Annotated in this window: 23 protein-coding genes; 16 read left to right on the top strand and 7 right to left on the bottom strand. The window is 66.7% G+C overall.

Annotation, left to right across the window (positions count from 1 at the left end):
* Positions 1 to 7 precede the first annotated feature (7 nt).
* A complete protein-coding gene (locus tag EDF56_RS10225) occupies positions 8 to 1,483 on the top strand; it encodes a TRAFs-binding domain-containing protein (protein WP_132386933.1) in 1,476 nt (491 codons plus the stop codon).
* 59 nt (positions 1,484 to 1,542) lie between these two features.
* On the opposite strand, the gene EDF56_RS10220 is transcribed toward EDF56_RS10225, so the two are convergent.
* Positions 1,543 to 2,769 (bottom strand): FAD-dependent oxidoreductase, encoded by a 1,227-nt coding sequence (locus EDF56_RS10220; protein WP_132386931.1) that lies wholly within the window; start codon positions 2,767 to 2,769, stop codon positions 1,543 to 1,545.
* A 70-nt stretch (positions 2,770 to 2,839) separates the two neighbouring features.
* Positions 2,840 to 3,763, bottom strand: a complete 924-nt coding sequence (locus EDF56_RS10215; RefSeq protein WP_132386929.1) for a LysR family transcriptional regulator — start codon at positions 3,761 to 3,763, stop codon at positions 2,840 to 2,842.
* A gap of 110 nt (positions 3,764 to 3,873) precedes the next feature.
* Here EDF56_RS10215 and EDF56_RS10210 point away from each other — a divergent pair, with 110 nt between their 5' ends.
* The 13 genes from EDF56_RS10210 to EDF56_RS10150 all read left to right on the top strand — a co-directional run bounded on the left by EDF56_RS10210 (position 3,874) and on the right by EDF56_RS10150 (position 18,600).
* Complete coding sequence (locus tag EDF56_RS10210; RefSeq protein ID WP_132386927.1) at positions 3,874 to 5,031, top strand: muconate/chloromuconate family cycloisomerase; 1,158 nt, start codon at positions 3,874 to 3,876, stop codon at positions 5,029 to 5,031.
* A 3-nt stretch (positions 5,032 to 5,034) separates the two neighbouring features.
* A complete protein-coding gene (gene catC / locus EDF56_RS10205; protein WP_132386925.1) occupies positions 5,035 to 5,325 on the top strand; it encodes a muconolactone Delta-isomerase in 291 nt (96 codons plus the stop codon).
* Between the two features lie 40 nt (positions 5,326 to 5,365).
* Positions 5,366 to 6,280, top strand: coding sequence for a dioxygenase (locus tag EDF56_RS10200; RefSeq protein ID WP_132386923.1), 915 nt, complete (start codon positions 5,366 to 5,368; stop codon positions 6,278 to 6,280).
* A gap of 26 nt (positions 6,281 to 6,306) precedes the next feature.
* Positions 6,307 to 7,665 (top strand): SRPBCC family protein, encoded by a 1,359-nt coding sequence (locus tag EDF56_RS10195; RefSeq protein WP_132386921.1) that lies wholly within the window; start codon positions 6,307 to 6,309, stop codon positions 7,663 to 7,665.
* Entirely contained in the window at positions 7,662 to 8,174 is a 513-nt protein-coding gene (benB, locus tag EDF56_RS10190) for a benzoate 1,2-dioxygenase small subunit (protein WP_132386919.1), read from the top strand. Before EDF56_RS10195 ends, benB begins: the two co-directional genes overlap by 4 nt.
* A gap of 160 nt (positions 8,175 to 8,334) precedes the next feature.
* Entirely contained in the window at positions 8,335 to 9,120 is a 786-nt protein-coding gene (benD, locus tag EDF56_RS10185; protein WP_132386917.1) for a benzoate diol dehydrogenase BenD, read from the top strand.
* Between the two features lie 11 nt (positions 9,121 to 9,131).
* A complete protein-coding gene (locus tag EDF56_RS10180) occupies positions 9,132 to 9,839 on the top strand; it encodes a CoA transferase subunit A (RefSeq protein ID WP_132386915.1) in 708 nt (235 codons plus the stop codon).
* Positions 9,839 to 10,492, top strand: coding sequence for a 3-oxoacid CoA-transferase subunit B (locus EDF56_RS10175; protein ID WP_132386913.1), 654 nt, complete (start codon positions 9,839 to 9,841; stop codon positions 10,490 to 10,492). The genes EDF56_RS10180 and EDF56_RS10175 overlap by 1 nt, the downstream gene beginning before the upstream one ends.
* Complete coding sequence (pcaD, locus tag EDF56_RS10170; RefSeq protein WP_132386911.1) at positions 10,492 to 11,268, top strand: 3-oxoadipate enol-lactonase; 777 nt, start codon at positions 10,492 to 10,494, stop codon at positions 11,266 to 11,268. Before EDF56_RS10175 ends, pcaD begins: the two co-directional genes overlap by 1 nt.
* A gap of 6 nt (positions 11,269 to 11,274) precedes the next feature.
* Positions 11,275 to 12,480, top strand: coding sequence for a 3-oxoadipyl-CoA thiolase (pcaF, locus tag EDF56_RS10165; protein WP_132386909.1), 1,206 nt, complete (start codon positions 11,275 to 11,277; stop codon positions 12,478 to 12,480).
* A 289-nt stretch (positions 12,481 to 12,769) separates the two neighbouring features.
* The gene (locus EDF56_RS10160) at positions 12,770 to 15,964 is read left to right on the top strand and encodes an efflux RND transporter permease subunit (protein ID WP_132386907.1); all 3,195 of its coding nucleotides are present in this window, start codon (positions 12,770 to 12,772) and stop codon (positions 15,962 to 15,964) included.
* On the top strand, positions 15,957 to 17,177 hold the full coding sequence (locus tag EDF56_RS10155; RefSeq protein ID WP_132386905.1) for an efflux RND transporter periplasmic adaptor subunit: 1,221 nt from the start codon (positions 15,957 to 15,959) through the stop codon (positions 17,175 to 17,177). The genes EDF56_RS10160 and EDF56_RS10155 overlap by 8 nt, the downstream gene beginning before the upstream one ends.
* Complete coding sequence (locus EDF56_RS10150; RefSeq protein WP_132386903.1) at positions 17,167 to 18,600, top strand: efflux transporter outer membrane subunit; 1,434 nt, start codon at positions 17,167 to 17,169, stop codon at positions 18,598 to 18,600. Before EDF56_RS10155 ends, EDF56_RS10150 begins: the two co-directional genes overlap by 11 nt.
* Positions 18,601 to 18,862: 262 nt before the next feature.
* Here the strand turns inward: EDF56_RS10150 and fumC are convergent, their stop codons facing one another.
* The gene (gene fumC, locus EDF56_RS10145; protein WP_132386901.1) at positions 18,863 to 20,242 is read right to left on the bottom strand and encodes a class II fumarate hydratase; all 1,380 of its coding nucleotides are present in this window, start codon (positions 20,240 to 20,242) and stop codon (positions 18,863 to 18,865) included.
* A 347-nt stretch (positions 20,243 to 20,589) separates the two neighbouring features.
* Here fumC and EDF56_RS10140 point away from each other — a divergent pair, with 347 nt between their 5' ends.
* Positions 20,590 to 21,771, top strand: a complete 1,182-nt coding sequence (locus tag EDF56_RS10140; RefSeq protein WP_165912165.1) for a lactonase family protein — start codon at positions 20,590 to 20,592, stop codon at positions 21,769 to 21,771.
* A gap of 17 nt (positions 21,772 to 21,788) precedes the next feature.
* Complete coding sequence (locus EDF56_RS10135) at positions 21,789 to 22,157, top strand: glutathione S-transferase N-terminal domain-containing protein (protein ID WP_165912164.1); 369 nt, start codon at positions 21,789 to 21,791, stop codon at positions 22,155 to 22,157.
* 337 nt (positions 22,158 to 22,494) lie between these two features.
* Here the strand turns inward: EDF56_RS10135 and EDF56_RS10130 are convergent, their stop codons facing one another.
* The 4 genes from EDF56_RS10130 to EDF56_RS10115 all read right to left on the bottom strand — a co-directional run bounded on the left by EDF56_RS10130 (position 22,495) and on the right by EDF56_RS10115 (position 25,883).
* On the bottom strand, positions 22,495 to 23,169 hold the full coding sequence (locus EDF56_RS10130; RefSeq protein WP_132386895.1) for a cytochrome b/b6 domain-containing protein: 675 nt from the start codon (positions 23,167 to 23,169) through the stop codon (positions 22,495 to 22,497).
* On the bottom strand, positions 23,166 to 23,675 hold the full coding sequence (locus EDF56_RS10125; RefSeq protein WP_132386893.1) for a cytochrome c: 510 nt from the start codon (positions 23,673 to 23,675) through the stop codon (positions 23,166 to 23,168). The genes EDF56_RS10130 and EDF56_RS10125 overlap by 4 nt, the downstream gene beginning before the upstream one ends.
* Positions 23,676 to 23,777: 102 nt before the next feature.
* Positions 23,778 to 24,848, bottom strand: a complete 1,071-nt coding sequence (locus EDF56_RS10120) for a 4-oxalomesaconate tautomerase (protein ID WP_279389709.1) — start codon at positions 24,846 to 24,848, stop codon at positions 23,778 to 23,780.
* Between the two features lie 111 nt (positions 24,849 to 24,959).
* Positions 24,960 to 25,883 (bottom strand): tetratricopeptide repeat protein, encoded by a 924-nt coding sequence (locus tag EDF56_RS10115; protein WP_132386891.1) that lies wholly within the window; start codon positions 25,881 to 25,883, stop codon positions 24,960 to 24,962.
* Positions 25,884 to 26,024: the final 141 nt, after the last annotated feature.

The raw sequence follows: 26,024 nt of genomic DNA, 5'->3' as shown, positions 1-26,024 counted from the left end.
GAAAACCGTGACACTTCCGCTCCTGGCCCGAATTCGGCAGGTCGCCCGATCAGGCGACGTGCTGCGCGCATGGCGTCTGTTCGAGGACGCCGGCCTGCTCGAATCGCGCGACAGCGAGGCGCTCAGCCTCAAGGGGCGGTTGCTCAAGGATCGTGGCCTGCGCAGTCTTGGGCCTGATCGTACCGACCTGCTGGATCAGGCGCAGGAAGCCTACATGCGCGCCGCCGGCGAGCGGCGCGCCACTTATCCGCTGATCAATGCGGCCACTATCGCGCTGCTCAACGGCAAACCGGACGAGGCCCACGCACTGGCCCGGCAAGTGCTCGAACTGCTGGACAGCGGCGAGTACGAGTCGGAGACGCGCTACTGGCTGGGCGCCACGGCCGCCGAGGCTCGGCTGCTGCTGGGCGATCCCCGCGCGGCCCGCCTCGCGCTTGAGGACGCGCTGAAAGCGGCGCCCGATGCCTGGGAAGACCACGCGGCCACGCTGCGCCAGTTCCAGCAGATTCTCGAATGGACGGGCGCACCGTTCGGCCTGTTCGATCATCTGCGTCCGCCGCCCAGCCTCTATTTCAGCGGCATCATCGGATTGCCGCAGGAAGAGGAACGGGTGCGGCACGAAGTCGGCGCCTTACTGGACCGCGTGCGCCCCGGCGTGGTGTTCGGCGCGCTGGCTGCCGGTTCGGATATCGTCATTGCCGAACTGGCAACGGCGGCGGGGGCCCGGCTCCATGTCGTGCTGCCGACGGCGGTGGAGACATTCCGCGAAGTTTCGGTGGCCCACTTCGGAGGCGACTGGGGCGAGCGGTTCGACCGTCTGATGGACGCCGCCGATGTGGTCGACACGCTGGAAGGGCCGGGCAAGCTTTCCGGTGCAGCGGTGCATCTGGCCGCGCAAGTGGCGATGGGTCTTGCGATCCGCCGCGCGCGCGTGCTGGCGACCGAGGCGCTGGCCTTCCACGTCGGCCGCGCTTTCGGGGAGCTTTCCCCGCCCGAAGTCGAATGGCGGCGGCAGGGGCGTACGCTGCACGAATTGGTACTGGACGAATCGCAGCCTGCGCACGGCTCGGATTTCGACCGCGCCGTGAACCGCGCGGTGCTGGCCATGCCCGGGGTGATTCCGGCCTGCTGCGATCTGACGTTCGTCACCCATCGGGCCGCGTTCGAGGGCTTCGCGCTGCTCCAGTTCGACGATCCGGTGGCCGCCATGGATCAGGCCGCCGCAATCCTGCGCGCCGCGCCGGACAGCAGGCTGGGGCTCGATTACCGGCCGGTCTGCCCGGACAAGGGGCTGGTCGAGACGGCCGAAGGCGCGATCCTGCTGGCACGCTCCGCCAGCGAGGGCAGCGTCTGCGCGCACTGGCCGCAGATCGCCGTGCTCGAATTGCTGGCGCCGCGCTATCGCTTCGAGACGGCCGGAGAGATCGTCACGCCCATGGGCGATTTCCCGATCGGCCTGTTCTGCCAGGATTCGCAGGTTTAGGTTGCCATGGGAGCGGGCGGGGACGAGCCGTCACGCTCCCCCGCCTACACGCATTTCCCTTAGATCAGTTCCTTCAGCGGTTTGCCCGCATCGGCCAGTTCCGCGACATCCGGCGAAGCGCCCGCTTCCACCAGCTTGCGGCCCTGCACATAGTCCTTGACCATGTTCACGCAGTCCAGCGCGACCACCTTGCCCTGCTTCAGGTAGACCACCGAGAACGACCGCGCGGCGGTGTCGCCGCGGATCACCGTCTGGTCGAAGCCCACGTTGATGCCCGCGGTCTGCAGGCGCAGGTCATACTGGTTGGACCAGAACCACGGGAAAGCCTTGTATGGCTTCTCGTCACCGCAGATCGCCTTGGCTACGCAAGTCGCCATATCGTTGGCGTTCTGCACCGATTCCACGCGCATCACGTTGCCGCCGGCAAAGTCGCAGGCGAAGGAGGCGCAGTCGCCGATGGCATAGATGTCGGGCAGCGAGGTTCGGCAGTATTCGTCCACGTCCACGCCGTTCGCGCCCGCCGCGCCTGCCACGATCAGCGGGCCGACGGCGGGAACGATGCCGATGCCGACGATCACGGCTTCGGCCGGAACCACTTCGCCATCCGCCAGCTTCACGCCCGTCACGCGGTGACCGTCGCCTTCAAGGCATTCGACGGCAACGCCGGTGCGCAGATCGACACCGTGGTCGCGGTGTTCGTTCTGATAGAACTCGGACAGTTCCTCGCCCGCCACGCGCGCCAGCACGCGGGGCAGCGCTTCCAGAAGGGTGACGTTGAGCTTCATCTTCGACAGCACCGCCGCCGCTTCCAGCCCGATGTAACCGCCGCCGATCACGACGATATTCTTCGTGCCGGCATCGACTTCGGCCATCAGCGTGTCGCAATCCTCACGGGTGCGCACGGCGTGAATGCCCGCCAGTTCGGCGCCCGTGCAGGCCAGACGGCGCGGGTCGCCGCCGGTTGCCCAGACCAGCTTGCCATAGCCGTAAGTCTCTCCGGTCGAGAGCGTCAGTTCATGCGCCGAAGGATCGACCGCCGTGACTTCGGTGCCGAGCTTGAAGGTCACTTCCTTCTCGGCCCAGAACGTCGGCGGGCGGATGTAGAGGCGGTCGAAGGTCTTTTCGCGCGCGAAATATTCCTTGGAGAGCGGCGGGCGCTCGTAAGGATACTCCGGCTCGCGGCCGATCACGGTGATGGTTCCGGTGAAACCGTTCTGGCGCAGGGCGATGGCGCACTGCGCCCCGCCGTGGCCGGCTCCTACGATAACGACGTCTGCCTTGCTCATGAGCCGATCCGTTCGGGCAATTTCATCTCTCCGTCAATGTCTGGGGTGAAACATACTTGCTTGCAGGTGATCAAAGAGCCGCCTCCAGCGCGGGCGACACATCGTATCCCCATTCGCGGTATTTGCGGGCGATCACCGTTATCATTCGCTGCAATTCGGCCGAGTGATCGCCCGCGCGGTGGCTCATGATGATCGGGGAGGTCACCGGCTCCGCCAGTTCGCGATAGGCGACATCATGGCTGCGCGCGCGGTGGACCGATTCCGGGACGATGGCCACGCCTTCCTCGGCAGCGACAAGGCCGATGGCGATCTGCAATTCGCGCGCCTCATGCACCACGCGCGGCTCGATCGAGTGGTCGCGCAGCAGCGAGAGCACCTGATCGGCGTAGCTGGGGCGGGGGGATCGCGGGTAGACGATCAGCGGCTCGGAAGCGATGTCATGCAGCGAGACCGGCCCGTCGCCCTGCGCCAGCGGATGGGTGAAGGGGAAGGCGGCGACCAGTTTCTCATGCCGCAGTACGGTGCGGCGGACCGAGGGATCGTCGAAGCGGATGCGGCCGAACCCCACGTCGATGCGGCCTTCCTTCAGCGCGGCGATCTGGTCCAGCGTGGTGCTTTCCACCAGCACCAGTTCGACGTCCTGCGCCTCCTTGCGGAATTCGCGGATCAGTTCGGGCAGGCGGGCATAGATCGTCGAGGAGACGAAGCCGACCACGAAGCGCCGCCGCTCGCTGCCGACGGCAGCTTTCACCATCGCGTCCATGTCTTCCATCCGCGCCAGCATCTGCAGCGCCTGATCGTAGACAAGCTGCCCGACCGGCGTGAGACGCAGCGGACGCTGCGCGCGGTCGAGCAAGGCCGCGCCCACTTGCGCCTCAAGCTGCTGGATAGCGCGGCTCAAGGGCGGCTGGGCGATGTGGAGCCGCTCTGCGGCCCGGTTGAAATTGCCTTCGTCGGCAACCGCGACGAAGTACCTCAGCAGGCGAAGGTCCATGATCGAAATACCTGTCAGGTATCGGGGCGCAACCACATCGGTCTTTGATGCGACTCAGCCTCATCCCTAATTTGTTGCCGAAACCCTAAGCATACCGGAGAGGTTCTGCAATGGCTGCGCTCGATCGCGCTGATACCTTAATCGTCGATGTACCGACGATCCGCCCGCATGTGCTGGCCATGGCCACGATGCATTCGCAGGCGATGGTGATTGTCCGCCTGACGGACAGCGACGGTGTCGAGGGCATCGGTGAGGGCACCACGATCGGCGGCCTCAGTTATGGCGAGGAAAGCCCGGAAAGCATCAAGTCCGCCATCGACACTTATATCGTCCCGGTCCTGAAGACCTGCGACATCGCCCATGTCGGCGCGACGATGGCGAAGGTGGCCAAGTGCGTGCGCGGCAACCACTTCGCCAAGTGCGCGGTGGAAACGGCGCTGCTGGACATGGCGGGCAAGCGGCTGGGCGTGCCAGTCTCTGACCTCATCGGCGGTGGCCGCGTGCGCGACGACATGCCGGTGGCCTGGACCCTCGCCAGCGGCGACACCGCGCGCGACATTGCCGAGGGCGAGGAAATGCTGTCCCTGCGCCGCCACCGCATCTTCAAGCTGAAGATCGGCAAGCGCGACGTGCGGGCGGACGTCGCCCATGTCGGCGCAATCTGCAAGGCACTGGGCGACCGTGCCAGCGTGCGCGTGGACGTGAACCAGAACTGGAGCGAGGCGCAGGCCAAGCTGGGCATGGCGATGCTGCAGGATGTCGGCTGCGATCTGGTGGAACAGCCCATCGCCGGGGACGACATTGCGGCGATGACCCGCCTTGCGACCACGCGAGGCGTACCGCTGATGGCGGACGAGGCGCTGCACGGCCCGCGCACGGCGCTGCGGATTGCCGCTGCCGGCGCGGCGGGCGTCTTCGCGCTGAAGATCGCGCAGTCGGGCGGGCTTTTCGCCACCGCCGAAGTGGCCGCCATCGGCACCGCGGCGGGCATCGGCCTCTATGGCGGCACGATGCTGGAAGGCGGCGTGGGCACGGCGGCTTCGGCCCATGTCTTCGCCACCGTTCCCGAGCTTGCCTGGGGCACCGAACTGTTCGGCCCGCTGCTGCAGACCGAGGAAATCCTCACGCAGCCGCTCGGCTACGGGGACTTTTCGCTGAAGGTGCCGACCGGCCCCGGCCTCGGCATCGCGCTCGATCCCGACAAGATCGCTTTCTTCCGGCGCGACCGCTCCGGTCCCATCCTCCACGCCGTAAATACAGGAGCCTGAACCATGCTGTTCATGGTCGAAATGGACGTCAACATCCCGCTGGACTTCGACGCGGAACACGCAGCGAAGATCAAGGCCGCCGAAAAGGCGTACTTCCAGAAGCTCCAGACCGCCGGCGTGTGGCGCCACATCTGGCGCAAGGTCGGGCTCTATTCGAACGTCTCGATCTTCGATGTCGAGAGCAATGCGGCGCTGCATGACACGCTCATGGCCCTGCCGCTCTACCCCTTCATGACCATGAAGGTCACGCCGCTCGCCCGGCACCCATCCTCCATCCATGACGACGATCGCTGATCGCCGGAGCCACTGAATTCAGTCCTTGGGAGAGAATAAAATGGACGTCAGCTTCGTAAAGACCCCGGAAATCCAGCAGCTGCTCGACCGCGCCGCCGGCGTGAACGAGAGCGGCGGCAGCCCGCGCCTCAAGGCGATCATGCGCGACCTCACTGAATCGGTGATGGAGCTGATCGTCCGCCACGACATTTCCGAAAGCGAGTTCTGGCTCGCCATGAAGTACCTTTCGGACAGCGCGGGCGAGATCGGCCTTATCGTGCCCGGCACCGGCCTTGAGCACTTCCTGGACCTCTACATGGATGCCAAGGATGCCGAGGCCGGCCTGACCGGTGGCACCCCGCGCACCATCGAAGGGCCGCTCTATGTCGCCGGCGCGCCGCTGGTGGAAGGCAATGTGAACCTTTCCGTGGACGAGGACGAGGGCACCACGGTCCTGCACATGACCGGCAGCGTCACCGGCCCGGATGGCGAAGCGGTGGAGAACGCCGTGGTCCACGTCTGGCACGCCAATTCGAAGGGCTGGTATTCGCACTTCGACCCGACCGGCGAGCAGACCCCGTTCAACAACCGCCGCCGCATCAAGCTGGGCAAGGACGGGCGCTATGCGTTCCATTCCAAGCAGCCGAGCGGTTACTCGGTACCGCCGGGCGGATCGACCGACCAGCTGATGCAGGCGCTGGGCCGCCACGGCAATCGCCCCGCCCACGTCCACTTCTTCATCGAAGCGCCGGGCTATCGCACGCTGACGACGCAGATCAACTTCGGCGACGATCCCTTCGCGGCCGACGATTTCGCCTTCGGCACCCGCGAGGGTCTGCTGCCGGTGCCCAGCCGCCAGGGCGACAGCGCCTACATCCAGTTCGACTTCCAGATGCAGCGCGCCGCCGATGCGGACGACGAGCACTTCTCGTCCCGCACCCGCGCCGAAGTCGAACCGGAAACAGAAACGGCCTGACCGCAACCATAACGGGAGACAGGATCATGTACGAACGCCTCATGCACCGGGTCTCGACCGCCGTGGTCGATGACGTCGAAACCGGAGAGTTCCGCTGCCGCCGGGACGTCTTCACCGATCCGGCGCTGTTCGAACTGGAAATGAAGTACATCTTCGAAAGCAACTGGGTCTATCTGGCCCACGAAAGCCAGCTTCCGAACAAGAACGATTACTTCACGACGTTCATCGGGCGTACGCCCGTGATCCTGACCCGTGCCAAGGACGGCGCGATCAACGGTGTGGTCAATGCCTGCGCGCATCGCGGCGCCAAGCTGTGCCGCCGCAAGCGGGGCAACCAGCCGCTGTTCGTCTGCCCGTTCCATGGCTGGAGCTTCAAGCCCGACGGCAAGCTGCTGCGCGCCAAGGATGCCAGCACCGGCGCCTATCCGGAAAGCTTCGACCACGAAGGCTCGCACGATCTGACGCGCCTGCGCGTCGAAAGCTACCGCGGCTTCGTGTTCGGATCGCTGAACCATGACGTGCTGCCGCTGGAACAGCATCTGGGCGAGGCCAAGGTCATCATCGACCAGATGGTCGATCAGGCGCCCGAGGGGCTGGAAGTGCTGACCGGCAATTCCACCTACACCTTCGATGGCAACTGGAAGATGCAGATGGAGAACGGCTGCGACGGCTACCACGTCAGCTCCGTTCACGAAAACTACCAGTCCACCATGGGCCGCCGCGCCGAAGGCGGCACCAAGGCGGTGGATGCCAACGGCTGGTCCAAGGCGCCCGCCAGCGGTGTCTATGGCTTCGAACATGGCCACATCCTGCTCTGGACGCAGGTGATCAATCCCGAAGTGCGGCCGATCTGGAACCACAAGCCGGAACTGGACGCGCGGCTGGGTGAGGACAAGGCCAAGTTCATCATCGAGCAGACGCGCAATCTGGCGCTCTATCCCAACGTGTTCCTGATGGACCAGTTCTCCACGCAGATCCGCGTCGTGCGCCCGATCGACGTGCACACCACCGAAGTGACGATCTACTGCTACGCCCCCAAGGGCGAGAGCGCCGAAGACCGCGCCCACCGCATCCGCCAGTACGAGGATTTCTTCAACGTCACCGGCATGGGCACGCCCGACGATCTGGAGGAATTCCGCAGCTGCCAGAAGGCTTACGAAGGCGCGGGCGAGCTGTGGAACGACCTCAGCCGCGGGGCCAAGCGCTGGATCCACGGGCCGGACGCCAATGCCGCCGCCATGGGCATGAACCCGCTGCTCTCCAGCGAGCGCAGCGAGGACGAGGGCCTGTTCGTGCGCCAGCATGAGTTCTGGGCGCAGATCATGCTGGACGGTCTGGCGAAGGACGCGGCCAATCAGCCGCCGATGATGGAGGCGGCGGAATGAGCACGCTCGACATGACTCGTGAAACGCTGTCCTATCGCGAGATCTGCGCCTTCCTCTACCGCGAGGCGCGGCTGCTGGACGATCGCCGGTTCGACGAATGGCTGGAATGCTATGCCGAAAGCGCCGAATACTGGATGCCCGCGTGGACCGACGACGATGAACTCTGCACCGACCCGCAGACCGAAATCTCGCTGATCTACTACGCCAACCGCAAGGGGCTGGAAGACCGCGTCTACCGGCTGAACACCGAACGCTCCTCCGCTTCGACCCCCGAGCCGCGATCGGCGCACTTCATCGCCAATGTGGAAGTGCTGGAGCGCCGCGAGGGTCAGGTGGACTTGCGCTACAACTGGCACACGATGAGCCACCGCTACCAGCAGACGCAGCAGTTCTTCGGAACCACGTTCCTGACGCTGGATACGTCTGGCGATACGCCCACGATCCTGAAGAAGAAGATCGTCCTGAAGGACGACTACATTCATCAGGTCATCGACATCTACCACGTGTGATCGGGGTCAGAGGCATGTCCGCTCAACACCTTCATCCCTCATCCCCCCAACCCTCGTCATTGCGAGGAGGCGAAGCCGACGCGGCAATCCAGAGCGGCGCAGACCGGCTCCTGGATTGCTTCGCTACGCTCGCAATGACGAAGGGTGTGGAGGCCCGGCCATGATCTTCGCAGGACGTTTCGCAGGCAAGGTCATGGTCGTGACCGGCGCGGCGCAGGGCATCGGGGCCGGCGTCGCCACCCGCGCCGCCGCCGAAGGAGCCAGCGTGGTGCTGGTGGACCGCGCCGAATTCGTGACCGAAGTGGAACAGGCCATCGTGGCGGCGGGCGGAAAAGCCGTCTCCGTCTGCTGTGACCTTGAGACTTACGAAGGCGCGGCCATGGCGATGGCCAAGGCGGTCGAGGCGTTCGGGCGGATCGACATCCTGATCAACAATGTCGGCGGCGCGATCCGGATGCGGCCCTATGCCGAGTTCGAGCCCGCGCAGATCGATGCGGAAATCCGCCGCTCGCTGATGCCCACGCTTTACTGCTGCCATGCGGTGCTGCCGACCATGCTGGGGCAGGGGGCTGGAACGATCGTGAACCTGTCCTCCAACGCCACGCGCGGCATTCGCCGGGTGCCATATTCGGCGGCCAAGGGCGGCATCAACGGCCTGACCCAGAGCCTTGCGATGGAATACGCCGAAGCGGGCATTCGTGTCGTCGCGACGGCACCGGGCGGCACGAGCGCTCCCCCCCGCCGTGTCGCCCGCAACGCCGAAGGCGACAACGCGCAGGAACAGGCTTGGATGGCGGAAGCGGTGGAGCAAGTGACCTCCTCCGCCTTCCTGAAGCGCTACGGAACCCTTGAGGAGCAGATCGCCCCGATCCTGTTCCTCGCCTCGGACGAGGCCAGCTACGTGACCGGCACCGTGCTGCCCGTCGCGGGCGGCGACCTCGGTTAAGGAGACACTCGATGTCGAAAATCTACGATAGCCCCGCCGCCGCCCTCGAAGGACTGCTGTTCGACGGCATGACGATCATGTCGGGCGGTTTCGGGCTCTCAGGCAATCCCGAGAGCCTGATCCCCGAAATCCGCGCGGCGGGCGTGAAGGACCTGACGGTCATCTCCAACAATGCGGGTGCGGACGGGTTCGGCCTGTGGATGCTGCTGGAAAGCCGGCAGGTGGGCAAGATGATCTCGTCCTACGTGGGGGAGAACAAGCTGTTCGAGAGCCAGTATCTCTCGGGCGAACTCGAACTGGAACTGAACCCGCAGGGCACGCTGGCCGAGCGCATTCGCGCTGGCGGGGCGGGTATTCCGGCGTTCTACACCAAGACCGGCGTCGGCACCATGGTTGCCGAAGGCAAGCCGGTGGACGTGTTCGAGGGCGAGGAATACGTGCGCGAAACCTGGCTGCGCGCGGACCTGTCGATCATCAAGGCCTGGCGCGCGGACGAGGAGGGCAACCTGATGTTCCGCAAGACCGCGCGCAACTTCAACCCGAACATGGCCACCGCAGGCAAGGTCACCGTTGCCGAAGTGGAAGAGATCGTGCCCGCCGGCACGTTCGACCCCGACTGCATCCACACCCCCGGCATCTATGTCGACCGCGTGGTGCTCTCCACCATCAACGAGAAGCGCATCGAGAAGCGCACCGTGCGCGAAAGGGAGGCCGCATAATGCCTTGGACCCGCGATGAAATGGCCGCCCGCGCCGCAAAGGAACTGCGCGACGGGTACTATGTGAACCTGGGCATCGGCATCCCTACCTTGGTCGCGAACCATGTGGCCGCCGGCATCAAGGTTACGCTGCAGAGCGAGAACGGCATGCTCGGCATCGGCCCGTTCCCGTATGACGAGGATGTCGATCCCGACCTGATCAACGCCGGCAAGCAGACGATCACCGCGCTGCCCACCAGCAGCTTCTTCTCCAGCGCAGACAGCTTCGCGATGATCCGCGGCGGCCATATCGACATGGCCGTGCTGGGCGCGATGGAAGTTTCGGCCGACGGCGACCTCGCCAACTGGACGATCCCGGGCAAGATGGTGAAGGGCATGGGCGGGGCGATGGACCTCGTCGCCGGTGTGAAGAAGGTGATCGTGGTGATGGATCACGTCTCCAAGCACGGCGATCCCAAGATCCTGCCCGCCTGCACCCTGCCGCTGACCGGCAAGCGCGTGGTGGACATGATCGTCAGCGATCTGGCCGTCTTCGCGATTGACCGCAAAGCGGGCGGGCTGACGCTGGTGGAACTCGCCCCCGGCGTCACGCTGGAGGAAGTCACCGCCAAGACTGGCGCCCCGTTCGTTTCCGCGTTGGAAGAGGCCCTCTGATGTTCACCAGCGTTCCCGGTGCGCGGCTCTACTGGAAGCTGGAGGGGCGCGAGGGCGCTCGTCCGCTGGTGCTGCTCAACTCCATCGGCACCGATATGGACTTGTGGGACCCGGTGCTGCCGCTCCTTCGCGCGCGCTTCCGGCTGCTGCGCATCGACACGCGCGGCCACGGGGCCTCCACCGCCGAGCCCGGCGACTTCTCGATGCAATTGCTGGCGCGCGATGTTCTGGCGGTGGCGCACGATGCCGGGATCGATCGGTTTGCGCTCGCGGGCGTGTCGCTGGGCGGCATGATCGGCATGGAACTGGCGCTGGCCCGTCCGCAGCAGGTGGAAAAGCTGGTGCTGGTCTGTACCTCCGCGACGATGGACGCGGCCGCGTGGAACGACCGCATCGCCAAAGTCCGGGGCTCCGGCATGGCGGCCATCGCCGATCTGGCGATGGGCCGCTTCCTCTCCGACGAGCTGCGTGAGGAAAACCCCGCGCTCTACGAGACGGTGCGCCGCCAGCTCGTGACCATGGACCCGCAGGGCTATGCGGGCTGCGGCGCGGCGATCCGCGACATGGACCTTGGCGCACGGATCGGCGGGATCGCCGCGCCCACGCTGGTCGTCACCGGCACTCGCGATACCTCCACCCCGCTCGAAGGGCACGGCGAGCATCTGCTGGCGCGCATTCTCGGCGCCAGCCATGCCGAACTGACCGCCGCGCACCTTGCGCCGCTGGAAGCGCCCGAGGCGCTGGCCGCCGCGCTCATTCCGTTTCTCGAAGGCTGATCCCTCATGTCCGAAGCATTCGTCTGCGACGCCATCCGCACCCCCATCGGCAAACTGAACGGCTCGCTTTCCAGCGTCCGCGCCGATGACCTTGCCGCCATTCCGCTGCGCGCGCTGGTGGAGCGCAATCAGGGCGTGGACTGGGATGCCGTGGACGATGTGATCCTCGGCTGCGCCAATCAGGCGGGGGAGGACAACCGCAACGTCGCGCGTATGGCCGTGCTGCTGGCAGGCCTGCCGGAAACGGTGCCGGGGGTGACGGTCAATCGTCTGTGCTCCTCCGGCCTCAACGCGCTGGGCATGGCGGCGCAGGCGATCCGCAGCGGCGATGCCGACCTGATGATCGCCGGCGGCGTCGAGTCCATGACCCGCGCGCCCTATGTCATGGGCAAGGCGGGCAGCGCGTTCGGCCGCGATCAGAAGATCGAGGACACCACGCTCGGCTGGCGGTTCATAAATCCGGCGATGAAGGCCGCTTACGGCGTCGATACGATGCCGCAGACGGGCGAGAATGTCGCCGACCAGTGGCAGGTCAGCCGTGAGGATCAGGACCGCTTCGCTCTCGCTAGTCAGGAAAAGGCCGCCGCCGCCCAGGCCAGCGGGCGTCTGGCGGCCGAGATCGTGCCGGTCTCGATCCCGCAGAAGAAGGGCGATCCGCTGATCTTCGACCGCGACGAACATCGCCGTGCGACCAGCCTTGAGGCGCTGGCGAAACTGACGCCGGTGGTCCGGCCGGACGGCACGGTGACGGCAGGCAATGCCTCCGGGCTCAACGACGGCGCGGCGGCCATGCTGGTCGCCAGCGAGGCGGCCGCAAAACGGCACGGCCTGACCCCGCGCGCTCGCGTGATCGGCATGGCCGCCTCGGGCATCGCACCCCGGATCATGGGGGCAGGGCCGATCGAGGCCGCGCGCAAGGTGCTCGCCCGCAATGGCCTGACGATGGACCAGATGGACGTCATCGAACTCAACGAAGCCTTCGCCAGTCAGGCCATCGCCACACTGCGCGATCTGGGCGTCGATCCCTTCACCGACTCGCGCGTCAATCCGAATGGCGGAGCCATCGCTCTGGGCCATCCTTTGGGCATGTCGGGCGCCAGAATCGCGATGAGTGCGACCGAACAGCTCAGCCGAACGTATGGCCGCTACGCCCTTGCCTTCATGTGCATCGGCGTGGGACAAGGCTTGGCGGTACTGCTCGAACGCGTGTGAAGCGCAGTATACTGCGGATTATGCCCTTCCGGGGCCTTGCGTCGGCTGTGTGTCGGGCGCCAATCATGATTCAATTTCATGACAGCAATCAAAACTAAGTATCTATTTCCGGGCGGCCCAAGCTGATAGGCGCCTGATTCTCGAAAAAACAGGAAGGGTCGTCCCGGTCCCCGCCGCGCCTTAGCGCGGCTTCCGGCTATCGGCTCTCCATACCATTTCCGGGGTGAGGCGATCTGGCCGGCGAGCCGTGCGTCCCTGCGCGCGGGCTCCTCGGCGTTTGGAGTATTCGATGCTGGGAATCGTCAAGACCGCGCTGCATCGGCCACTGACATTTATCGTCATGGCCATTCTTATCGCGATCGGCGGCCTGATCGCCGCTTTCCGCACACCGGTCGACATCTTTCCGGAGATCAAGATCCCCGTCATCGCGGTTGCGTGGACTTATACGGGTCTCTCGCCGCAGGACATGTCGGACCGCATGGTCACGCCTTACGAGCGCGTGCTGACCACCACCGTCAACGATATCGAACATATCGAGAGCCAGTCGCTGCAAGGCACCGGCATCGTGAAGATCTACTTCCAGCCGGGCGCGGATATCCGCACGGCCACGGCGCAGGTCACCTCGATTTCGCAGACCGTGCTGAAGCAGATGCCGCCGGGCGTGAACCCGCCGCTGATCCTGAACTATTCCGCCTCCACCGTGCCGATCCTCCAGCTCGCGCTCTCGGGCAAGGGTCTGTCGGAACAGCAGCTGTTCGACATCGGCCAGAACCAGGTCCGCACCGGCCTCGTCACCATTCCCGGCCTTGCCATGCCCTATCCCTCGGGCGGCAAGCAGCGCCAGGTGCAGGTCGATCTCGATCCCGACGCGCTGCAGGCGCGCGGCCTTTCGGCGCAGGATGTCGGCAACGCCATCGCCGCGCAGAACCAGATCAACCCGGCCGGCTTCGTCAAGATCGGCCCTGCGCAGTACTCGGTCCGCCTGAACAACACCCCCGCCTCGATCGACGCCCTGAACGACCTGCCGGTCAAGGTGGTCAACGGCGCGACGATCTACATGCGCGACGTGGCCTTCGTCCGCGACGGCAGCGCCCAGCAGCAGAACGTCGTGCACGTGCAGGGCAGCCGCTCGGTGCTGCTCACCGTGCTCAAGAACGGCGCCGCCTCGACCCTGTCGGTGGTGGACGGCGTGAAGGACGCGCTGCCCAAGATCACCTCCACCCTGCCGGACACGCTGAAAGTGCTGCCGGTGGGCGACCAGTCGGTATTCGTGAAGGCCGCCGTTTCGGGCGTGCTTCATGAAGGCGCGATCGCCGCCGCGCTGACCTCGCTGATGATCCTGCTGTTCCTCGGCTCCTGGCGCTCGACCGTGATCATCGCGGTTTCGATCCCGCTGGCGGTCCTCGCCGCCGTCGCCGCGCTCGCGGTGTTCGGACAGACGATGAACGTCATGACGCTGGGCGGATTGGCGCTCGCGGTCGGCATCCTTGTCGACGACGCGACCGTGACCATCGAGAACATCAACTGGCACCTCGAACAGGGGAAGGGCGTGATGGACGCCATCCTTGACGGTGCCGCCCAGATCGTGACCCCGGCCTTCGTTTCGCTGCTCTGCATCTGCATCGTCTTCGTGCCGATGTTCTTCCTGCCGGGCGTTGCGGGCTACCTGTTCGTGCCGATGGCGCTTTCGGTGGTCTTCGCGATGATCGCCTCGTTCATCCTGTCGCGCACCCTGGTGCCGACCATGGCGATGTACCTGCTGAAGCCGCACACCCCGCATGACGAGAACGCGCATAACGCCGGTTCGCCGGCCTCGCGCAATCCCTTCGTGCGGTTCCAGCGCGGCTTCGAGGCCCGCTTCGAGAAGATCCGCGCCGGTTACCTTGGCATGCTTGCCCGCGCCCTGCGCTCGCGCAAGCCGTTCATGATCGGCTTCCTCACGGTGGTCGTGCTCTCCTTCGGCCTGATGCCGATGCTGGGCAGCAACTTCTTCCCGTCGGTCGATTCCGGCCAGATCGCCATGCACATCCGCGTGCCGGTCGGCACCCGCATCGACGAAGCCGCGCGCAACTTCGAGCAGATCACCACCGAAGTGCGCAAGATCATCCCGAGCGCCCAGCTGGAATCGGTGACCGACAACATCGGTCTGCCGGTCAGCTCGATCAACACCGTCTACAACAACAGCGGCACCATCGGTCCGCAGGACGGCGACATGCTGATTACGCTGAAGGAAGGCCACCCGCCGACCGACGGCTACGTCGCGCAGCTGCGCCGCGAATTGCCCCGCCGCTTCCCCGGCACGCAGTTCTCGTTCCTGCCCGCCGACATCACCAGCCAGATCCTGAACTTCGGTTCGCCTTCGCCGATCGACGTCCAGATTTCGGGCAAGGATCCGGTGGCGGCACGTGCCTTCGCGCACAAGCTGATGGTGAAGCTGAACGGCGTGCCCGGCCTTGCCGACTTGCGCATCCAGCAGCCTGCCAACTCGCCGCAGCTCGACGTCAATGTCGACCGCGCGCGGGCCGGGCAGTACGGCCTGACCGAAAGGGACGTGACCACCAGCCTCGGCAACTCGCTTGCCGGTACCTCGCAGACCGCGCCGGTGTACTTCGTGAACCCGGATAACGGCGTGCAATATGCCGTGGTCGCACAGGCGCCCGACTATGCCGTCGATTCGATGAGCAAGCTGGCCAACTTGCCGGTCTCCGGATCGGGCACTGCCGGTCCGCAGCCGCTGGGCGCGCTGGCCACGGTGACCCGCTCGACCACCGCGCCGGTCGTCTCGCACTATAACATCGCCCCGGTCATCGACATCTTCGCGACCATCCAGGGCCGTGACCTCGGTGCCGTGGCGGGTGACGTGCAGCACGCGATCAACTCGCTCAAGGGTGAAATGCCCAAGGGCGCCAGCGTGACCATCCGCGGCCAGTACCAGACGATGAACACGGCCTTCTCCGGCCTCGGCTGGGGCCTGCTCGCAGCAGTCGTGCTGATCTACCTGCTGATCGTCGTGAACTTCCAGTCCTGGCTCGATCCGTTCATCATCATCACCGCGCTGCCCGCCGCTCTGGCCGGTATCGTCTGGATGCTGTTCGCGACCGGGACCACACTATCGGTCCCGGCCCTTACCGGCGCGATCATGTGCATGGGCGTGGCCACCGCCAACTCCATCCTGGTCGTCAGCTTCGCCCGCGAAAAGCTGGCCGAGCTGGGCGATCCGGTGAAGGCGGCGATGGAAGCCGGCCTTGTCCGCTTTCGCCCCGTGCTGATGACCGCGCTCGCCATGATCATCGGCATGGCGCCGATGGCCCTTGGCCTTGGCGAGGGCGGCGAGCAGAACGCTCCGCTCGGCCGCGCCGTGATCGGTGGTCTCGTCTGTGCGACGATCGCCACGCTGTTCTTCGTTCCCACCGTCTTCGCCTTCTTCCACGGCCGTCGCCGCGAGAAGGTCGCTCCCATGGAAGTGCAGGCCGCCCATGCTTGATCCCCAGAACCACGCGATCCCCGAAAGCCCCGAGGGCGAAACCCCGACCGGCCCCGACAGCCGCACGCTGAAGCGCATCGGCATCGGCGCGGCGCTGGTGGCGCTCGCGGTGGTCGGCATCGGCACCGCCACCCGCTTCCAGGCCCGCAAGGAACTGGAAACGGTGGCCGCCGACGCCGCGCTGCCCACTGTCTCGGTGGTCGTGCCCCAGACTGCCGCAGGGCAGGGCGGGCTCGTCCTTCCCGGCACCGCGCAGGCATGGAACAGCGCCGCGATCTATGCGCGCACCAATGGCTATGTCCGCAAGTGGCTGGCCGACATCGGTGACCGCGTAGGCGCCGGACAGCCGCTCGCCGTGCTCGACGCGCCGGAAATCGACCAGCAGCTGGCGCAGGCCAAGGCGGACTACCAGACCGCACTGGCCAACCAGCGCCTTGCCGCGACGACGTCCAAGCGGTGGAGCGCGATGCTCGGCAAGGACGCCGTCTCGCAGCAGGAAGCGGACGAGAAGGCGGGCGACCTCGCGGCCAAGACCGCGCTCGCCAATGCGGCGCTCGCCAACGTGCGTGAGCTTGAGGCGCAGCACGGCTTCACCCAGCTTTCGGCTCCGTTCGCGGGCGTCGTCACCAGCCGCTCGGCGCAGATCGGCGCGCTGGTGGTGGCAGGCAATGCCGCCGCCCAGCCGCTGTTCACCGTGTCCGACACGCACAAGATGCGCGTGTATGTGCGGGTTCCGCAGATCTACTCGGCGCTGGTCAACCCCGGTGTCGCCGTTGCGCTGAGCCTGCCCGAGTTCCCGGGCCGCACGTTCCCCGGCACTGTGACGCGCAGCGCCGGCGCCGTAGACGCCCAGTCGGGCGCGGTGCTGGTCGAAGTGCAGGCGGACAACTCGGAGGGCGCGCTGAAGCCGGGCGCCTTCATCCAGGCCCACTTCGACGTCGATGCCACGCTCAAGGGCGTGACCCTGCCGGGCAGCGCGGTGCTCAACACCGACAAGGGCCCGAGCGTCGCCGTGCTGGGCGCGGACAACCGCGTCACCGTGCGCCCGATCACCATCGCCCGCGATCAGGGCAAGTCGGTGATCGTCTCGGTCGGCGTCAATCTGGGTGACCGCGTGGTGGACTCGCCGCCGGACTCGATCCGCACGGGCGACCACGTACAGCCGCAGGCCGCTGCCGACGCCCCGGCCAAGAGTGCAGCCCATGGCGGCTAACCGCGCGGCGCTTGCCGCCATGACCGCGGTGCTGCTTGCGGGTACCGGCCTTGCCGGTTGCTCGATGGCGCCCGACTATAAGTCACCGCAGAGCGCCTTGCCCGCCGCGCCCGCCCAGTTCGCCGAGATGGCGGGCTGGACGCAAGCAGCGCCGGGCGACGCGGACATGCGCGGGGACTGGTGGACTGCGTTCGGCGATCCGGTGCTCGACGATCTCGAATCCCGCGCCGCCGCCGCCAGCCCGACCTTGGCCGCCGCCTTGGCGCGCTACGATCAGGCGCATGCCGCCGCTGGTCTTGCCGCCTCGGGCCTCTACCCGCAGGTCGGCGTTTCCGGGGAGGCCTCGCGTCAGCGTGTCTCGGCGGGTCGTCCGCTCGCGAACACTGGCCCGGCGACCTACAACGATTTCGTGGTCGGCGGCAGCGTGTCCTACGAACTCGACCTCTGGGGCCGCGTGCGCAACACGGTGAAGGCCGGCAAGGCCGAGGCCGAAGCTTCGGCGGGCGATCTCGCCTCGGCGCGGCTCAGCCTTCAGGCCTCGGTGGCGGACGCCTACCTGCGCCTGCGCGGGCTCGATGCACAGGCGCGGCTGCTCGACGATTCGGTCGATGCCTTCCAGCGCGCGCTCCAGCTGACCGAGACCCGGCATCAGGGCGGCATCGCCTCGGGCATCGACGTCAACCGCGCGCGTACCGTGCTTGGCAATGCGCAGGCGCAAGTCGCCTCGGTCGCCAATGACCGTGCGCAGACCGAGCACGAGCTGGCCGCGCTGACCGGCGCGCTGGCATCGGACTTCCATGTCGCCCCGCGCGACGCGGAGATGGCCACGCCCGCCATTGCCGTGGGCACGCCTTCCGAGCTGCTCCAGCGCCGCCCGGACATTGCCGCCGCCGAACGCCGCGTCTTTGCTGCCAATGCCCAGATCGGCGTCGCCCGCGCGGCATGGTTCCCGACCATCAGCCTCGGCGGTTCGGGTGGCTGGCAGGCCACGCACGGCAACCTGCTGAGCGCGCCGAACAGCATGTGGGCGCTGGGCCCGCTGACGGCATTGCTCAACGTCTTCGACGGCGGTGCTCGCCGCGCGCAAGTCAAGATCTCGCGCGCGGAATACGATCAGGCCGCTGCCGATTACCGCTCGACGGTGCTGGACGCTTTCCGCGAGGTGGAAGACTCCATCTCGGCGATGCGCCAGCTTGAAGCACAAGGCAAAGCCCAGCGAGAAGCCGCCGACGCCGCAGGCCGCACCAGCGAGATCGCCATGTCGCGCTATCGCGACGGCGCATCGGGTTACCTCGATGTCGTCACCGCGCAGACCGACGCGCTGGCCGCCCAGCGTTCGGCGATCGCGGTCGAGACCGATCGCATGCGCGCCGCCGTGGCTTATGTGCGCGCCATCGGCGGGCCCGAGCAGGCCAAGGGGTAAGGGAATGCGGGGCCGGTCCGGGAAGGGCTGGCCCTAAGCGGTCGGGCTTGAACGGCCGAATCTGAACCGGGCAAGCTAGTACCGGTCCGGACCGGAAGAGGTCACCACAATCAACCTCGTCGTCCCCGCGAAGGCGGGGACCCCGCTTGTTCTTGCGATGTAGCGAGAAGGCAGCGGGGCCCCCGCCTTCGCGGGGGCGACGAAGGTTTGGGGTTCGGGATGTCATCTTGATCCGACTCAATCCCGACTGACTTGGGCCCCCTCAAACCATCGTTTCAGGCCGCACCACCCGGTCGAACGTCGCTTCGTCCACCAGCCCCAGATCGAGCGCCGCCTCGCGCAGCGTCATCCCTTCCGCATGGGCATGCTTGGCGATCTTGGCCGCGTTGTCGTAACCGATCTCAGGCGCGAGCGCGGTGACCAGCATCAGCGAGCGCTCGACCAATTCGGCGATGCGCCGGCGGTTGGGCTCGATACCCTCCACGCAGCGCTCGGCAAAGCTGTCCATCCCGGTCGCCAGTAGCGCGATCGAGCGCGTGACGGCCGCGCCGATCAGCGGCTTGAACACATTCAGCTCGAACGCGCCCTGCATCCCGCCCACGGTCACCGCCTGATGGTTGCCGATCACTTGCGCGGAGACCATCGTCAGCATCTCGCACTGGGTGGGATTGACCTTGCCCGGCATGATCGAGCTGCCCGGCTCATTGGCGGGCAAGTCCAGCTCACCCAGCCCGGAGCGGGGCCCCGATCCCAGCAGGCGCACGTCGTTGGCAATCTTGGTCAGCGCCACCGCCAGCGTCGAAAGCGTGCCTGAAAGCTGCACCAGCGCATCGTTGCTGGCCAGCGCCTCGAAGGCATTGGGCGCGGGCACGAAGGCCAAACCGGTCTGCGAGGCCAGATCGGCCGCCATGTCGGCCGCAAAGCCCTCGGGCGCATTGAGCCCGGTGCCGACGGCCGTGCCGCCCTGCGCCAGCCGCAGCACTCCCTGTTCGGCCTCGACCAGCCGCCGCCGCGCATCGCGCAATTGCTGGACATAGCCGGAAAACTCCTGGCCCAGCGTCAGCGGCGTGGCGTCCTGCAAGTGGGTGCGGCCGATCTTGACGATCCCGCTCCACGCCTGCGCCTTGGCATCGAGCGCTGCCGCCAGCCGGTCCAGCGCGGGCAGCAGGGCCCGCTCAACCCCCAGCGCGGCGGCAACGTGCAGGGCGGTGGGGAAGCTGTCGTTCGAGGACTGGCCGCGGTTGACGTCGTCGTTGGGGTGGACCGGGCTCTTGCCGCCGCGCTTGCCCGAAAGCAGCTCGTTCGCGCGCCCGGCGATCACTTCGTTGACGTTCATGTTGCTCTGGGTGCCGGAGCCGGTCTGCCAGATCACCAGCGGGAACTGGTCGTCGTGCGAGCCCGAGATCACTTCGGCGGCCGCCGCCTCGATGGCCTGCGCCAGTTCGGCGGCAAGCCCGTGGCGGCGGTTCACCCGCGCCGCGGCCAGCTTCACGCGGGCGAGGGCGTGGACGATGGCGATGGGCATGCGCTCGGTCTGGCCGAAGGGGAAGTTGTGCAGGCTGCGTTCGGTCTGCGCGCCCCAATAGGCGTTCGCCGGGACGTCGATTTCGCCGATGGAGTCGGATTCGCGACGGAATTCCATGAGGAGAGGCTCCTGTATCGCCGCGCCATCGCGGGGGAGGGGGAAAGGCGCGCAGTCAACCTAAGTACCGGATGCGACAGGCGCAATGGCCCCCGCAGGTCTCCTCCCCTGCAAGGGGAGGTGGCAGTGCGAAGCACTGACGGAGGGGTGTCACCCGCGCCGTCGGGCGCAACCGATAGGGTGATACCCCTCCACCGCCCTGCGGGCGGTCCCCCTCCCCTTGCAGGGGAGGAACTTTACAAAGGCTTCGATTCCGCACCTTCCCCGATAGATTGCGCACGGTGCTGTGGCCGGGTCCGCATTAGCTCGCTAACCTGCGGGGCAAGATCGGGAAAAGGATGCGAAAAATGAAAGCGAAGCTGTGGGGTAGCGCCATACGCTGGGCGATGTCCGGCATGACGGCCATCGCGCTGACCGGGTGCGCGACCGTGCCGACTGCAAGCGCTCCGGTCCAGACGCTGGCCTATGTCGGCACGCAGGGAAGCGGGCCGGGGCAGGGCGTGGTGGCCGTGCGGTTCGATCCGCAGAGCGGCGCGCTCACTTCGCTGGGCGTAGTAGCCGAAGTCGACCGGGGGACCTGGGTACTCGCCGATTCCGCCCACCGCCGCCTTTTTACGGTGAGCGAGACGGGCAACGACGGCACGATCCACGGCGCAGTGCTGGGCTTCTCCTATGACCCAGCGACCGGCGCTCTGGCGCCTCGGGGACGCGCCGATTCGGGCGGCGGCGGGCCGACCCACCTTGCGCTGTCGCCGGACGGGCGGACGCTGTTCGTCGCCAACTACAGCAGCGGACACGTCGCGACGATCCCGGTCGCAGCGGACGGAACGCTGGCCGCCGCGCCGTCCAGCGTGGAGGCCCATACCGGCTCCGGCCCCAACGAGCGGCGGCAGAAGGGCCCGCATGCGCACGGCGTGACGCTCGATCCTTCGGGCCGCTGGCTGCTGTCGCCCGATCTCGGCGCGGACAAGGTCTACGTCTACCGCTTCGATGCCGCCAAGGGCACGATCTCGCCCGCGCCGGAGCCCTTCGCGGCCGTAACGCCCGGCGCCGGCCCCCGGCACATCGTGTTCTCGCCGGACCGCCGCCATGCCTTCCTGATGGAGGAAATGGGCGGCTCGATCGCCAGCTTCGCGTGGGATGCCGGTCAGGGACGGCTCACGCCGCTGTCGACGATCCAGCTCGACGCGGCCGACTTTGCGGGGACGCGCAGCGGATCGGAAATCGCGATCTCGCGCGATGGGCGCTTCCTCTACGCAGGCAACCGTGCGGCCAATCGCATCCAGATCTACGCCGTGCGGCAGGACGGCGGACTGGCGCCGATCGACACGGTCGACAGCGGCGGGCAGATCCCCTGGGCCTTCTCGCTTTCAGGCGATGGCAAATGGCTGGTGGTCGCCAATCAGGGCGGCGCACAAGGTGGCGGCAATCTCGCGGTCTTCGCGGTGGACCGTGCCAGCGGCAGGCTGACCGCGACGGGCAGCGGGCTTGAACTGGCCAAGCCCACCTCCATCTCGTTTACCGAATGACCGAACGAGGAAAACCCATGTCAGACAGTCTGTTCCGCCCCGTTCTCTATCTGAAGGCGACGTGTCCGCACTGCCTCAAGCTGCGGATCTTCCTGCTGGAGGCGGGGCTTCTCGATCAGTTCGAGCAGCGCATTTTCTCGGCCGGAGACGAGAACGAAGCCGCGATCCGTGCCGAACTTGCCCCGCATTTCGAGAAAGTGACGTTCCCGACCGTGCAGTACGCGCCGGGCAAGTTCATGAACGATTCCGATGCGATCATTGCGCACTATGCGGAGGCCGAGACGATCGACCGGGGCGACCTGCCGATCTTCGGGACGTATGCGGGGAGCGTGTTGCCGAACTACATGGCGGCGCGGAAGGAACTGCGGGAATTGAAGCAGGGGTAGGACGGGGGAGCGGGCATCGTCTTCTCCATCTCCACCCTAGCCCCACCCACCCCGCTCATCCTGAGCCTGTCGAAGGATGGTAGACCCAGCGCCCCGCCTCAAGGGGCTTCGACAAGCTCAGCCTGAGCGGGGTTGAGAGGTTGGGTTGGGAGCAGGGCTGCCAAAGCCGGGACTTCGTCGTCGCCGAAACGGTTGGTCTCTCAATCCGTCATCCTGAGCTTGTTTCGGGATCCATTTCGCAGGTTAGCCCGGAACCCCGATCGGTGCTCGACGGCCGCCGAACCATGGCTTGCATCTAAAGCGACTGAGCGGAACAGGAGGTCCACCCACCCCGCTGCTAAACCTTGACCCCGCTCCAGATCGCCCAGCCGACCAGCCATGCCACCACCACACAGGCGAAGAACCGCCAAGCCGGTGCATGCACCAGCCCCGGCGTACCGGCGGGCAGCACGCGTTTGCCGGTCACCATCGGCGTGATCAGCCGATCTCGCCTGACCACACGGTAATAGACGATCGCCGCAAGGTGCAGGGCGATCAGCGCAAGGATCGCATAGAACACCAGTCCGTGCAGGTTACTCGCCCGGTCGGCGGTGCGGAAAGACACCAGATGATTGAGCGGGCCGACAGCGCCGTCATCCTCGTCGCCCGAAAACAGTCCGAGGGTAACCTGAAGCCCCATCAGGCCCAGCAGCGCGATCACGCTCCAGCCGCCCGCCGGGTTGTGGCCGGCAGCGGCGGCATCGGTCTTGCCGCGCAAGTAGGCCAGCATCGCGCCGGGGCCGCGCACGAACGCGGCGAAGCGCGCAGTCGAGCCGCCCACGCAGCCCCAGAGCACGCGGATCACCAGCAGTTGCAGCAAGACCGTGCCGATCTGCATGTGCAGGGCCATCCGGTCGTTCTCGGCCGTCCACCAGAGCGCCGGGATCAGCACCACGAAGCTCCAGTGGATCACCCGGACCGGCAGGTCCCAAAGCGCGGTGCGGACGCCCGTGGCGTCCGCCGGGGAACTCACTTATCCTTCTTTCGGAACGTCTCGTGGCAGCCCTTGCAGGCAGCGCCGATGCCCGCCATCGCGGTGTTCGCGGCGGCGAGGTCCTTGGCATCGGCAGCGGTCTTGAGCGTTCCGGCAGCGGCGATCAGCTTGTCTGCAGCGGCCTTGAACTCAGCGTTTTTCTGCCAGATTATCGGCAGGGCCTCGGTCTTCGGGGCTTCAGCAGGGCCGGTGCCGTCGGGGAACAGACCCACGATCTTGCCCGCGTCCGTCTGGATCGCCTGAGCGGCGGCGGAGGCAGTGGGGAAGTCCGGCGTCGAGGCTTCGAGCGCGACTTTGGCCACCTTGTTGGACTTGGCGATGTCCTTGAAGTTCGCCTTGCGTGTCTTGACGATCGTGGAGACGTCGATCGGTGAATTCGTGGCGGTGGCGGTGCTGTCAGGGGCGGCTTGCGGCCCCTTGCAGCCGGCGACAGCGGCAAGCGCCGCAGCGGCGATGGTCGTGGTCAGGATGAATTTCGAGGCCATGTCGCAACTCCTGTCGGGCGGGATGCCGATCGATCCCTTGAAGCCCTGATAACCCGGAATGTTGCGACGCGGCGAGCGCTTTTTGCAGTTAGTGATTGGCGCTCAAGCGAAAACCACCCCGTCCATCAGCTTGCGGGCGGTGCGAAGGAGGGCGGCGCTCACCACGGCGCCGCCCTCGTCCACTTCGAGGACGCAGGACATCTCGCCGGTCGGATGTTCGACCGACAGCGTCTTGCGGCGACCCTCGGGGCATATGGCGACTTCGGCGGCGGGCGAGCCTTCGATCAGGCAGGCCGTCGCCACCGAGACCGCGCCGAGCACGCCGATGGTGGCGTGGGCGCGGTGGGGAATGAAACTGCGCACGGTCACCGCACCGCCGTGCTTGGGCGGGGCGACCAGCATCATCTTGGGGACCGACTTGTCCTTGACGTCGCCCAGGTTCATCCGCTCGCCCACGGCAAGGCGGATGGCCTCGATCTTCGCCTTCAACTCGGTATTGGCGTCAAGGCTTTCGCGGTCTTCGTAGCCCGTGATGCCGACGTCCTCGGCCTTCATGACGACGCAGGGCATGCCGTTGTCGATCAGCGTCACGCGCACGCCGTTCACTTCGTCCACGGCATTGCCGGTGGGCAGCAGCGCACCGCAGGAAGAACCGGCGGTATCGCGGAATTCCAGCGGGATCGGTGCGTGGCTGCCGGGCACGCCGTCGATCCTGGCATCACCCTTGTACGTCACCTTACCGCCCGGCGTCTGCACGGTGGCGACGGCGACCTGGCCGGTGTTCTCCATGAAGATGGCGACGTTCGTCTCGTCGCCGGTGGCCGCGATCAGCCCGCGCTCGATGGCAAAGGGGGCGATGCCGGCAAGGATATTGCCGCAGTTCTGCTGATCGGTGACGATGGCCTGATCGACGAAGACCTGAAGGAACAGGTAATCGACATCGATCCCTTCGCGGGCAGACTTGCTGACGACGGCGACCTTGCTGGTCAGCGGATCGGCGCCGCCCATGCCGTCGATCTGGCGCGGATCGGGCGAGCCCATGATCGCGAGCAGGAAGGCATCGCGCGCGGCGGTGTCTGCGGAGAGATCGGACTTGAGGAAGTAGCCGCCCTTCGAGGTGCCGCCACGCATCCACATGCAGCGCAGGCCATCGATTTCGCGTTCTTCACTCATGGCGCACTCCCGGCAGGATCGATTCGACGTTGGGGACACATGCTCCCCACCGCGCGCGCGTGGGAAGGCGGATGCGGCGCGGCGTGATTGGTTCTGGCTAATCGTGCGGGTCTACCTGATCCCCAGAACCTCCGCCTGCTGGCGAAGTTCCCCGGCGCGGGCAGGATTGGCGGCGATAGCATCGGCGAGCGCCTTGCGGGCCTTGTCGCTTTCGCCCAGCGTCATCCGGCTGCGCATCAGCATGATCCAGCCGTCGACATTTGAAGGCTCGGCCGCGAGCCGTGCTTCGAGGCGGGCGACCATCCCGTCCGCCATTTCGCGCTGTTCGTGCGGGGCCATTCGGGCGGCTGCGGCGATGTCCCCGGCGCTGGGGCCGGGAATGCCCTGTGCGGCCAGCGGCATCTCCGCCGCGTGGGGCAGGGCGGCGGCGGGCAGGGCCTGCGCCTCGGCCAGTTTCTTCGTCACGTCGATATGGTTGATCGTCGCCACTTGCTGAATGGTGCGGACGAGATCGGTGCGCCATGGGGCATCGGCGGGGGAAACGCGCAGCAGCTCCAGCCAGTCGTCCAGCGCGCCGCCGTGATCGCCGTCCAGATCGCGCTTCACGGCAAGGAAATAGCGGGCGCGCGGATCGGCCTTGTCCAGCGAGGCGGCCTTGCGGAAGGCCTCCAGCGCGGGTTCCGGCATCGGATCGTGTTCGCTGGCCATGACCCGCGCTTCGCCCAGCGCCGACCACAGCACCGCCTTGTCCGGCGCGATGGCGGCTGCGCGCGCATAGGCATCGGCCGCTTCGCCGTAGCGATTCTGCGTGAAGTAGGCGAGGCCGAGCTTCTGCCATGCGGTGGCATCGGCAGGCGCATCGTGCGCGGCCTGTTCCAATGTGCCGACAGGGTCTGCGCTCGGCGCGATTGCCCCGGCGGCCGCGGCTTCCGGTCGGTTCTCGCTGCCGCGCCAGACGGCCACGCCGACCGCGCTTGCGGCAACCAGCCCGGCGACGACCAGCGCCGCGCGCTGGACACCGATCTTTGCCCCCATCGGTAAACCCCCTGTTGTAACATCGGAAAAACCGATCCATGAGAGCCCGGTCGGCCCCAGGGGGCACGTCGGACGCTGCTCGCGAGCGCAGATGCGGAATTTCACCGCACTTTGCAATCGCGGGGCCCATTCGCTGGGCAG

Source organism: Novosphingobium sp. PhB165 (assembly GCF_004341845.1).
In the GTDB taxonomy this organism is placed as follows: Bacteria; Pseudomonadota; Alphaproteobacteria; order Sphingomonadales; family Sphingomonadaceae; genus Novosphingobium.
Note: the sequence above shows the minus strand (reverse complement) of the source record. Positions and strands in the feature narration are given on the sequence as shown.